The sequence below is a fragment of the Myxococcus sp. AM011 genome (assembly GCF_013372595.1).
Taxonomy (GTDB): Bacteria; Myxococcota; Myxococcia; order Myxococcales; family Myxococcaceae; genus Myxococcus; species Myxococcus eversor.
The window spans coordinates 1-11,168 of record NZ_JABXEM010000331.1 but is presented as its reverse complement, the minus strand read 5'-3'; the positions used below and the strand labels follow the sequence as shown (position 1 = coordinate 11,168).

Annotated in this window: 8 protein-coding genes and 1 pseudogene; 5 read left to right on the top strand and 4 right to left on the bottom strand. The window is 70.4% G+C overall.

Translation table 11 applies throughout. The annotated features are described in order from the left end of the window. Window positions 1-349, bottom strand: a pseudogene (locus tag HUW62_RS41900) (hypothetical protein); the annotation flags it as partial. A gap of 138 nt (window positions 350-487) precedes the next feature. On the opposite strand from HUW62_RS41900, the gene HUW62_RS41895 reads away from it, so the two are divergent. Both HUW62_RS41895 and HUW62_RS41890 read left to right on the top strand, forming a co-directional pair. Then, window positions 488-1,063, top strand: coding sequence for a hypothetical protein (locus HUW62_RS41895; protein WP_163866505.1), 576 nt, complete (start codon window positions 488-490; stop codon window positions 1,061-1,063). Window positions 1,064-1,077: 14 nt separating this feature from the next. Further along, on the top strand, window positions 1,078-1,467 hold the full coding sequence (locus tag HUW62_RS41890; protein ID WP_176437615.1) for a hypothetical protein: 390 nt from the start codon (window positions 1,078-1,080) through the stop codon (window positions 1,465-1,467). A 3-nt stretch (window positions 1,468-1,470) separates the two neighbouring features. Here the strand turns inward: HUW62_RS41890 and HUW62_RS41885 are convergent, their stop codons facing one another. Beyond that, window positions 1,471-3,468 carry a c-type cytochrome gene (locus HUW62_RS41885; protein WP_176437614.1) on the bottom strand — a complete coding sequence of 666 codons (1,998 nt, stop codon included), beginning with the start codon at window positions 3,466-3,468 and terminating at the stop codon, window positions 1,471-1,473. Window positions 3,469-3,726: 258 nt separating this feature from the next. On the opposite strand from HUW62_RS41885, the gene HUW62_RS41880 reads away from it, so the two are divergent. Together HUW62_RS41880 and HUW62_RS41875 are read left to right on the top strand one after the other, a co-directional pair. Beyond that, window positions 3,727-5,259 carry a cell wall metabolism sensor histidine kinase WalK gene (locus HUW62_RS41880; protein WP_163866503.1) on the top strand — a complete coding sequence of 511 codons (1,533 nt, stop codon included), beginning with the start codon at window positions 3,727-3,729 and terminating at the stop codon, window positions 5,257-5,259. Beyond that, complete coding sequence (locus HUW62_RS41875) at window positions 5,256-5,948, top strand: response regulator transcription factor (protein ID WP_163866502.1); 693 nt, start codon at window positions 5,256-5,258, stop codon at window positions 5,946-5,948. Before HUW62_RS41880 ends, HUW62_RS41875 begins: the two co-directional genes overlap by 4 nt. Window positions 5,949-5,966: 18 nt before the next feature. Here the strand turns inward: HUW62_RS41875 and HUW62_RS41870 are convergent, their stop codons facing one another. Continuing rightward, complete coding sequence (locus HUW62_RS41870) at window positions 5,967-6,665, bottom strand: bifunctional 2-polyprenyl-6-hydroxyphenol methylase/3-demethylubiquinol 3-O-methyltransferase UbiG (RefSeq protein WP_163866501.1); 699 nt, start codon at window positions 6,663-6,665, stop codon at window positions 5,967-5,969. A 201-nt stretch (window positions 6,666-6,866) separates the two neighbouring features. Between HUW62_RS41870 and HUW62_RS41865 the strand changes: the two genes are divergently transcribed. Continuing rightward, window positions 6,867-8,471 (top strand): hypothetical protein, encoded by a 1,605-nt coding sequence (locus HUW62_RS41865; protein WP_176437613.1) that lies wholly within the window; start codon window positions 6,867-6,869, stop codon window positions 8,469-8,471. An 84-nt stretch (window positions 8,472-8,555) separates the two neighbouring features. Here HUW62_RS41865 and HUW62_RS41860 read toward each other — a convergent pair. Beyond that, the coding region (locus tag HUW62_RS41860; RefSeq protein WP_217911860.1) for an amidohydrolase family protein at window positions 8,556-11,168 on the bottom strand (2,613 nt) is incomplete at its 5' end.

The window sequence follows — 11,168 nt, the reverse complement described above, 5'->3', positions numbered from 1 at the left end:
CCTTCATGGTTCGGGGGAAGGAGCCCTCCACGGAGTCGTCGTCATCCAGGGGGACGAGGGGCGGCACTTCCGGGAGTCGGGGCAGTGTCGCGGCGTCGGTGCCCGAGGGGACGGAGGTTCCGCCGGGGAAGTCGGTCCACGTGGCGTCGTCCGGGGTGTCGTTCTTCCGAGGCGCGTCCACCTGGGCGGGGACGGACCAGGACTCATCGGGCGTGGGGTTGCGCGCCGGGGCCTGCTGGGCCCGGGCGGACGGCCCCAGCACGAGGGCGAGCGGCACCAGAAGGAAGCGGACGGAGGGCATGAAGACGGCTGGCAGCTTAATCCACGGCGAGGGAGAGAGACGAGCCAAGGCCGGTTGTTCCCCCACCCTGCGTGCGCGCCGTCAGGTAGCGGGCAGGAGGCGATGGGAAACGTGCCACGGGCGGCGGCGCACCGGACTACCATCCGCCGCGCGACCGGCGACGGGCGTCTGAGGAGAGACCAAGGGATGAGGGCAGGAGGAGGGCGCGCGGCGCTGTTCGTGACACTGGCCCTGGGGCTGGCGTGTCGCTCGCGTCCGACGGAGGCGGTGACGGACGCGGGTCCAGCGCGAGCGCCTGTCACCAACGCGACGCTTCCCACGTGCGAGGCGCTGCTGCCCGCGGACGTGCGCGAGACGATGCTGCCCGGCTTCACGATGAAGGAGGAGCGCGCGTGTCCGACCTGCGGGCCGCTGTGCACCTTCCGCTCTGCGTCGGAGAAGGACGTCACGGTGTCGGTGACGTGGGACTGCAAGCCCCACTATGCCGAGGTGGACACGCATGCCCTGCTGCAGCCGTCGCTGAGCATGGGCGGCGAAGAGATTACGGCGCTCGGCCGCGCCGCCGCGCGACGGTCTCCGGCGCAGGGCATGTTGCAGGTGATGGCGTGGGACGACGACACGCCGTGCGCGCTCGTCGTCACCTGGCTCGGGGGAGACCCGGAGCAGGCGTTGGACGTGACGCGCCTGGCCCTCACGTCCACGCGTCCGGAGCTGGTCCACCCGGTGGCGGCACCGGCGGAGCCGGACGCGGGCACCCCTTGATCTTGTGAGAATCCATGCGAGCCATTCCAACTTCCACTGACTTCGACATGTCCGCGACGCTGCGCATCCTCGACGAGGCCAGCGGTCACTACCTCTCAGGGTCGAAGGAGGACGAAGCCATCCAGCTCGCCTCCATCGCCCTGCTCTACATCCAGCACACCCGGAAGCTGGAGGCGTTCTTCCAGTACAACCAGGAGTTCTCCGCCCCGTCGCCCCACGTCAAAGTCTCACGGGACTTTCCGACACAGTCCGACGCGGACGCATGGCTCGCCGCTGGAAACGCATCGCACGGCGAGCTGGTCCGCATCGCCGGCCAGGGCTTTCAAGCCGTCCTGCTGCCCACGGGGAGGCGCTTTCTCCGGACCCCGCTCCGTGAGGAGCTGGGTCCCCCCGGGGCGAAGTAGGCGTCACAGCGTGCGCAGGTAGTCCACCAGGTCGTCGACCTCTGCTTCCGTCAGGCTCGCGGTGGTGCCGTGCTTGTTGGACTGGCGGTTCTGCATCAGCCGCCCCTTCAGCGACAACGCGCTGCCGTCATGCAGGTACGGCGCCGTGCGAGCCAGACCGAGCAGCGACGGCGTGTTCAGTCCCTTGGCGACCACGTTGCTGTCGTCCCGATTCGCGCCCGAGGTGATGAACGTCCCCACGTCGGCCAGCGTGTTGTTCGTGAAGTGCGCACCCTCGTGGCAACTGTTGCAGGCCGCCTTCTTGAACACCTGCGCCCCCCGCGCCTGCGCGTCCGTGAGCGCCGCGCGCTTGTAGGGATTGTCCGGCGTGGGAATCACGTCGATGAACGCGGAGAGCTGCGCCACCATCACGCCGTCCAACGCCGTGCCACCCATGCGACCGCGCACCGTGGCGTCGAGGAAGTCCCTCATCGTGGGGAACTCGCCGCTCCAGTGGAACGGGCCCGTCTCCGTCACCTTCCGGCCCGCGAGGCTCGGCGTCTGGCGCGGCCCATCTGGGAAGCCCCACACGTGCCCGTCGTCACGACCGTCCAGATGGCACGTCGCACACGACGCTGCCACCCCCGCGCTCGTCATCCTCGAGTCCAGCGCGGAGTAGAACAGCTTGCGCCCCGCCACCTCCTGCGGCGCCAGCACGTCACCCACCACTCGCAGCGGCGTACCTTCCGCGCGCACGTTGGCCACGTTGCCGGAGGCGTCGTTCACCAGCGTCGTCACCGTGTGGTCGAACGCGTTGTAGACGTACGCCTTGCGCCCATCCCGCGTCAGCGCGATGCCGCTGGGCCCCGAGCCCACGCGCACCAACTGCCGCACCGTGCTGCCGTTGACGTTCACCAGGTCCGCACCCTCACGACGATTCGTGGGGAGGATGGCCACGTTGTCCGTCTCGCGGTTCACCACGAAGAGCCACAGCCCGGACGGGTCCACCACCGCGGCCACCGGCCCCTGGATGGGATGACTCTGCTCGGGGCTGACAATCGTGGACGGCGGGAAGTCCGGCTCCTCGCTCGGCGGCGGCCGACACCGGTCCAAATCATCTACCCGAGGCGAGCCGTCCTCCGTGTTGAACGTCACGATGCCCGGCGCCACCACGCCCGCCGTGTTGCAAGGCCCTCCGCCGCCATACAGCGACCCGCCACCACCGCCACCCGAGCCGGGATTCGTGAGCGGGTCCTCGCGCGCCCACAGCGTCGGCGAGTAGGCCTGCCTGCCGTCGGGAGACACCACGACATCCGCCATGCCCCGGGGCCGGAACAACACCGTCGACGCGGGGAATGGGAACGGGTCCTCGGTGGCGAAACCGTCCTGCGAGTTGGCCCGCGCGTACAGGTCCGTGCCCTCGCGCTGCATGCGCGGCTGGTGCGCATCCGCCAGGTCCACCGTCACCAAATCACTGTGCCGGAAGAGGCTCACGAGCGCCCGGCGCCCGCCGTCCACCAGCGCGATGCCACGCGGCTCCTCGCCCACCGGCAGCTCCCAGCGGACCTCCAGCGAGCGCGTGTCCACCGCCATCAGCGTGCCGTACGTGGTGGAGTCCAGCGCGGTGCTGTTCACCACGTAGAGCGTGTCGCCCTTCGGAGACACCCCCAGCCCCATCGGCTCCACGCCCACCGCCACCCGCGCGGCCTCGCTCCAGTCACCCCGGCGGATGACGGACACGCTGCGCTCACCCCTGTTGGCGACATAGACGGTGTCATCCGGGCCCACCACCACGCGCTCCGGGCCCGCACCCACCTTCACCTCGCCGACCTTCTCGCCGCGCGCGGTCTCCACCACCGCGAGCACCCCGGTGTCCGCGTCCACCACGTACAAGAAGGCGTCATCCCGGCTGAGCGCCACCGAGCCCGACGCGTTGGTCCACCCGTCGCGCGCCGACGAGTCCTCGCAAGCCGTCAGCCCGAGCGTCGCCGCCAACACACCGGCCAGAACGTGCCGTCTCATGAAGTGTCCTCCTCGCGTTTCCCGACGAGAATGCCGCCCGCCGCTCTCATCGCTGGGAATGCCGCGCCGTGTCGTGGAGGGGAAATGGCGCCCGGCCCTGGTCGCTCGCCGCCCCCACGAGCCAGCCATGCTTGCATCAGAAGGCCCCCGAAGTCGATTCCTTCCCCTCCCAGGGTGCGGGTGGCGAACAGTCGAGCCCCGGCGCCCGGGAGAAACGCCACGAGCGTGTAGCGCCGGGTGGGAGTAAAGGAGAGGGGCGTGTCCCGCTCCCCCTCCGTCATCCTCAGCTTCCGACGCACCTTCGCGCTGCTCATCATCCTGGTGGTGCTGCCGTCCGCTGGCCTGTCCGGCTTCGGCGTGGTGGCCATCATCAATGAGCGCGCCGCGGTGGAGAAGCGTCTGGAGTCCGCGTGGCGGGGCACGCTGGAGGCGCTGTCCCAGGAGCTGCCCCGGGAGCTGGCCGCCGCGAAGCTGGAGGAGGAAGGCGGCAAGCTGAGCCTGGTGGCCCCGGACGGACGCGTCCTGTCGGAGCCCGACGGCACCTTCCAGCTCTCCGGCGGGCGCACCATCACCGAGGACCCGCTGTTGATGGAGGCCCTGGGCGCGGTGCTCCCGGAGGCCGGCTCATTCCCCGAGACGCCCACCGTCTTCTCCCTCTCCGCCGGAGGCCGCTCCGTCGTCGTGGTGGCCGAGCGTCAGGGCGACAAGGTGCGCGGCGTGCGGCTGTCCGTGCGCGCGCTGGAGCTGCTGCTGACGGAGCGCGTGGAGCCTCGCGCGGTGTCCAGCGAGCCGGTGCGCTTCACGCTGATGCCCGTGCCTCGCGAGAGCAACGAAGGCGGCGGGCTGATGGGCAAGCTGGTGTCGGAGGTGGCGCAGGCCCGCGCCAGCGCGCTGGGGCCGCAGGTGCTGGCCGAGCGCGTGCTGTCCCCTCCCCTTCAAGATTTCCGGCTGGTGGTGCTGCCCACCGGCGAGGACCCCGTCGCACGGGCCTCCGCGCGCAACCGCGCCGTGTACGGCGTGCTGCTCGGCCTGTTCTACCTGACGCTGACGTTCGGCGTCGTCTACACGGGCCGCGTGCTCTACCGAGAGGCCCGGCTGTCGCGCATGAAGACGGACTTCGTCTCGCTGGTGAGCCATGAGCTGCGCACGCCGCTGACATCCATCCGCATGTTCATCGAGACGCTGGCCCTGGGACGACTGAAGGACCCGGCGCAGATGCAGGAGGTGCTCACCCTGCTGACGAAGGAGACGGAGCGCCTGTCCGTCTTCATCGAGCGGGTGCTGGACTGGTCTCGAATCGAAAGCGGCCGCAAGGTGTACCAGCGCGAGACGATGCCGGTGATGGACGTGGTGGATACGGCGGTGACGGCCTTCCGCGCGCAGCGCCTGGAGGGCGGCGTGGACCTGAAGGTCGAGGTGGCCGAGGGGCTGCCACGCGTGGACGTGGACAAGGCCGCCGTGGCCGGGGCGCTGCTCAACCTGCTCCAGAATGCCTACAAGTACAGCGGGCCGAAGGACCGGCGCATCGAGCTGAGCGCGCGCCGCTCCGGCCGGTGGGTGGACCTGGCGGTGGAGGACAACGGCGTGGGAATCGCTCCGAAGGAACGCAAGCGCATCTTCGAGCGCTTCTACCGGGTGGACAATCTGCTGACCCGCAAGACGGAGGGAAGCGGGCTGGGGCTGGCCATCGCCCGGCGTATCATCGAGGCTCACGGCGGACGCATCGCCGTGAAGAGCGAACTCGGTCGAGGCAGCCGGTTCACCATCCACCTGCCGGTGCAGAAGGCATGAGCGAGACGACCCGCCGCATCCTGGTGGTGGAGGATGACCTGTCCATCCTCGCCGGCCTGTCCATGAACCTGCGCTTCGAGGGCTACGAGGTGCTCCAGGCCCAGGACGGTCGCACGGGGCTCCAGCGCGCGCTGGACGAAGCCCCGGACCTCGTCGTTCTCGACTTGATGCTCCCGGAGCTCAACGGCTTCGAGCTGCTCAAGGAGCTGCGCCAGCGCGGCCGCGACACCCCCGTCGTCGTCCTGTCCGCAAAGGGCATGGAGACGGACAAGATTCTGGGCCTCAACCTGGGCGCGGACGACTACGTGGTGAAGCCCTTCGGGCTCCAGGAGCTCTTGGCGCGAATCAAGGCCGTGCTGCGCCGGCGCTACCCGACGCTCGGGGCCGCGCCGCCGGTGACGTTCGGCGACGTCAGCGTGGACATGAACGCGCGCACGGTGGCCAAGGCCGGCACGCCGGTGGAGCTGACGGCGCAGGAGTTCAAGCTGCTGGCGCACTTCCTGGCCCACCCGGAGCGGACCTTCACGCGGGAGGAGCTCTTGTCCGGCGCGTGGGGCTACCACTACGAGGGCAGCGCGCGCACGGTGGACAACTTCATGCGCCAGCTGCGCCTCAAGTTCGAGCCGAACCCCGAGGACCCCCGCCACTTCGTTACCGTGCGGGGCCTGGGCTACCGCTTCGAGAAGTGAGCACGCTCCGGCCCCGACTCACGGGCCGGCGACACCGATGTGGCGCGAGTCCTCCAAATCGAAGGGCTTGCCGTCGAAGCGGCCATAGCGCTCGCGCGGAATGAAGCCCGCGCCGGTGAGGGCCGCGTCCAGCTCCTCCGGAGAGAAGTGCCGCAGCTTGAGGCGGCGGATGGGGCTGGGCGCGCCGGGCTGCTTGCGCTCTCGCAGGTGGAGGGCGAACAGCGGGCGGCGCGGCTCCAGCCCCGCGTTGGGCTCCTCGTCGTCGCGCGGCAGCACCGGCTCGCGCGGCGTGTTGAGCACGTCGTAGACGAAGGTGCCCCCCGGGGTGAGGTGGTGGCGCACCGTGGACAGGAACGCCTCCAAATCGTCATTGCCGGGCATCAGCCCCAGCGCGTGCTGCGGGGCGAGCACCAGCGGGAAGTGCTCTTGTAGCCGGATGGAGCGCAGGTCCGCGACGAGGAAGCGGGCGCGGCTGGAGACCTCTGGGGGTTCCGAGGCGCGGCGCTCCTCGGCGGAGCGAATCATCACCTCCGAGGGGTCCACTCCCACGGCGGTGAAGCCGTGCTCGGCCAGGGCCCAGACCACGCGGCCGTTGGCGGCGCCCAATACCAACACGGGCGTCCCGTGCTCGGTCGCCTGGCGTGTGTAGAACAGGAGGTCCGGCTCCTGGCCCACCAATGACAACGGTGTGCGACCGCGTGCGTCGTTCCCACCCATTTCCGATAGCCACTAGCACGAATGAGGGGGTCTTCGGGACAGCGACTTTCCCTGACTGGGGAATGCGTTTCCCACCGGCTGTCCGGGAACGGACGGAGTCCTGCCTGGAACGGCGGCCGGCCCTGGCATCGACCTTGCGATGGAAAGGCCCCGGACGGCTGCCCATTCTGGGCGGCCCAGGTTTTCGCGGGGTGGGTTCGGATGACGCGGGGATGGCGCTGGGCAGGGGCGCTCGTCATGGCGGGCGCGATGTGGACCGTGGCGGGTTGCGGTTCCAACAAGGGCAACGACGAGTCGGAGCAGGACAACCCGGGCATGGATGACCCGATTCCTCCTCCCGGGCGTCCGGGCTCTCCAGACGAAGTCCCCGACGCGGGCACTCCGACGGAGACGCCGGACTCGGGCACTCCCACGGAGACTCCCGACTCGGGCACTCCGACAGATGGCGGCACTCCCACCACGGATGGCGGCACTCCGACGGACCCTCGCCAGGACGTGGAGATTCCGCCGCTGCCGACGCCCGCGGGCTGGCGCTTCTATGGAGCGGACCAGGGCGGCCCCGTCACCATCTACGGTGTGACGGCCGACGAGGGCGGCAACGTCTGGGTGGCCGGCGGCGCGGAGGGCCTGTTCCTGCTCAAGCGCGGCGCGGAGAAGTTCGAGCGCTTCGGCATGGAGAACGGCCTGCGCCCCTATGGCTTCATGGCGGACGGCAGCATTCCGCCGGGGCCCAAGTACCTGAAGGTCATCTCCGTGGCGGGCGGCAAGTCGGGCACCGTCTTCGTCGGCTACGAGGGCATGCCGGGCACGGGCTCGGACCACTGCGAGAACAACTGGGACGGGCCGAGCCCGGACCCGGCGCGCTACAAGAGCGGTGACGCGGACAAGGTGACGCTCAACTCGGACGGCACGCTGGACGTGGTGCACTACGACATCTTCTCCGGCCCCAACGTGGTGGCGGCCGAGAAGCGAGGGCGCGAGAAGATCTGCAACGTGCTGCGCATCCGCTACGACAAGCACGCCCTGGGCAACAACAAGTCGAGCGTGTGGTTCGGCGGCAACCACGGCTTCGCGCGAGGCAACGCGGAGTTCGACGGCGCGCCCATGTGCAACGGCCAGCTCAACTGCACCGGCGTCTTCGAGCACGTGCACCCGCACGTCAACGCCCTGGACGCGCAGGGCCGCGTGGTGCTGCTGACGGATGCCTACTACGGCGTCGCGGTGGACCCGAGCGGCGATGTCTGGTTCGGAGGCTCGGACCGCACCACGCGCTTCCGCTACGGCACCAACGCGGGCAACTTCTGGCGCGCGCAGACGGGCTCGGAGAACGACTCCAGCAACAAGCTGGATTTGTGGCCGGACGCCAAGCCCGAGTACTCGAAGCCGGGTGAGCGCGTGCCGGACAACATCTCCGGCGCGGTGGTGGCGCGCGACGGCACGGTGTGGCTGAGCTCGTTCGGCAACGGGCTGGTGCACGTGGACGCGAACGGCAACGTGCTGGGCCACATGGGCTCCGGCTCCGGGCTGGTGGACAAGTACCTGTCCGCCATCGGCCTGGACCCGTCCGACGGCAGCATCTGGGTGGGCGCGTCGTGGGGCGGTGGCCTGTCCCGACTCAAGGGCGGCAGCATCACCCACTACGGCCTGTCTGAGTTCGGCCGCAAGTACGGCATGTCCCGCATCAGCGACATCCAGGCGGACAGCTCCGGCGGCGGCCGGCGCATCCTGGTGAGCTTCATGGGCTACCAGGACACCACCACGAAGAAGTGGGTGGCGGGCGCCATCGGTATCTACGAAGGCAACTGACCCACGAGCAGCCCTCGTCCTTGAAGTCACACGCGGCGGCCGTCCTCACCTGGGGGCGGCCGCCGTCGCACGTCGAGGCTCGCGCTACTTCGCCGGCAGCACGCGGTGCTTCTCGAACAGGGCCTGCTGACGGCTGACGAGCGGCACTTGCTGGCCGGCCAGCCACATGCCCACGGGCCGCGACGCGGACTCCAGCGGGTCGCCGTTCCACAGCACCACGTCCGCCACCGCGCCCGGCGCGAGCCTGCCCACGGGCAGACCGAACGCGTCCGCCACGCTGGAGGTCATCGCACGCAGGGCCTCCGTGTGAGGCAGGCCCCACGCCACCGCGTTGCCCGCCTCCTGCGCGAGCGTGCGCACCATGGCGGGCTCTCCCAACACGGAGAAGAGCACCTTCACGCCCGCGCCACTCAGCAGCGCCGCGGAGTCCAGCCGGCTGTTGAGCCGGTCGAAGTCCATGGGCAGGTTCTGCGTGGGCTGGAGAATCACCGGCACCTTCGCCGCCGCCAGCTCCGCCGCCACCAGCCACGCCTCGCTGCCTCCGGCGATGACGAGCTTGAGGTTGTACTCGCGCGCCAGCCCCAGCGCCGCGCGGATGTCCGACGCCTTCTGCGCCGTCACCACCACCGGCAGCGTGCCCGCCAGCACCGGCTGGAGCGCCTCCAAGTCCAACCGGCTCGCGGACACGTCCCGCATGCGCCGCTGCTCGAAGTCACCCTTGCGGCGGCCGTACTCGCGCGCGTCGGAGAGGACCTCGCGCAGCCTCTCCAGCACCAGCGCCCGCGAGCCCGATACGGCATCCCGTCCACCGATGCCCAGGTTGACGTGCATCGCCAACGAGGCGCGGCGCACCGAGCCGTCCGTCGCCACGAAGGCGCTCTGTCCGGCCACCAGGCCCCCGTGCTGCACCGTCACCGCGCTGGTGACACCGCCGAGCCGCGCCACCGGGAACGCCGCCGAGACAGGATTGACGCTGTCGGCCGACACCAGCGCCGCGCGCACGTCCCGCTTCGCCGCGTCTCCGCGCAGCCCGTCATCCTGAGTGGACACCTCCGCGCCCACCTCCACCAACCCCAGCGACGTGAGCGGGTCCACCAGGCCCGGCGTCAACAGCCGCCCCTTGCCCTCCACCGTCCTGCAGCCCGCGGGGAGCGCGCCGCCTTCACGCACGCTGGACACCTTGCCGCCCTCCAGCACCACCGTGGCGCCCTTCACCCAGCCCGTGCCCGTGAAGGCCGTCAGGCCCTGGAACACCGTGCACGCCTCCTGCCCCTGCGGCACCAGCTCCGCGCACGCGCGCTCCTTCGAGACGTCGCAGCGGGCGACGAGGCCCAGGTCCGCGAGGGACGGCGTCGGCGCGGGAGCAGCCACCAGCTTCGCCGCGCCCGCCGCCAGCTCACCTACCTCGAAGTCGCTCGCCTCCACCGCGCCCGCGCCCGCGTCGAACGTCACCACGCCGTCCGCCCACACGCGCTGCGCCCGCGCGTAGACGCTCAGCGGGTGGTTCTTCCACAGCACCACGTCCGCCATCTTCCCCGGCTCCAGCGAGCCGGTGACGCCCTCCACGCCCATCACCCACGCGGCGTTCAGCGTCACCCAGCGCAGCGCCTCTTCCTCCGAAATGGGGATGCCGGACTCGCGCGCCCGCCACATCGCCTTGCCGGCCTCCTGGTTCAGCCGCTGGATTCCAAAGCCCGAGTCCGAGTGGATGACGCTCTTGCCACCCGCCTGCGACACCAGCCCGGCGTTCTCGGGGATGCCGTCCCACGCCTCCAGCTTGAAGCCCCACCAGTCCGCCCACGTCGCCACCGCCACGCCCTTCGCGGCCAGGCTGTCGCGGACCTTGTAGGCCTCCAGCGCGTGGTGGAAGGCGCGAATCGAGTAGCCCGCCTCCTCGGCCACCTGGAGCATCACCTCCATCTCGTCCGCGCGATAGCAGTGGGTCTGCACCAGGATGTTGCCGCGCAGCACCTCCGCCAGCGTCTCCAGCTTCAAGTCGCGCAGCGGCGCGGGGCCCGCCTCGTCCGGCGTCTTCTGCTTCTTCTTCGCCCACTCGTCCAACTTGGACATGTACTCGCGGGTCTGGGCGAACGCCTGCCGGTAACCCGCCACGTTGGCCATGCGGGTGGACGGCGCGACATTGCGGCCCTCGCCGTAGACGCGGCGGGGATTCTCGCCACACGCCATCTTCAGCGCGTCCTTCGCGCCCGGGAAGCGGACCTCCGCCGCCGAGCGTCCGAAGTGCAGCTTCACCGGGAAGCCCCGGCCACCAATCAGGTTGGCGCTACCCGGTAGCACCAGCAGCGACGTGACACCACCGGCCGCGGCGCGCCGCAGCCCCGGGTCCTGCGGCCAGAAGGAGTGTTCGGCGGAGACCTCCGCCGTCACCGGCGCCGTGGCCTCGTTGCCATCTCCCGTGGAGAATGTCTCCGGCGTCGCGTAGACGCCCAGGTGGCTGTGGGCGTCGATGATGCCCGGGGTGACGTAGAGGCCGGTGCCGTCCACCTCCTCCGCGCCCGGAGGCGTCGTCACGTCCGAGTTACGTCCCACCGCCGTCAACTTGCCGTCCACCCAGGCCACGGCGCCATCCTCGATGGCCGGGCCCGTGGCGGGCATCACCGTGGCATGGCGGACCACCACCGCGCGCGGCTGTTTCCAGACACGCGTGGGAGCCGGGGGGGCCGTCGAGGGGGCGGT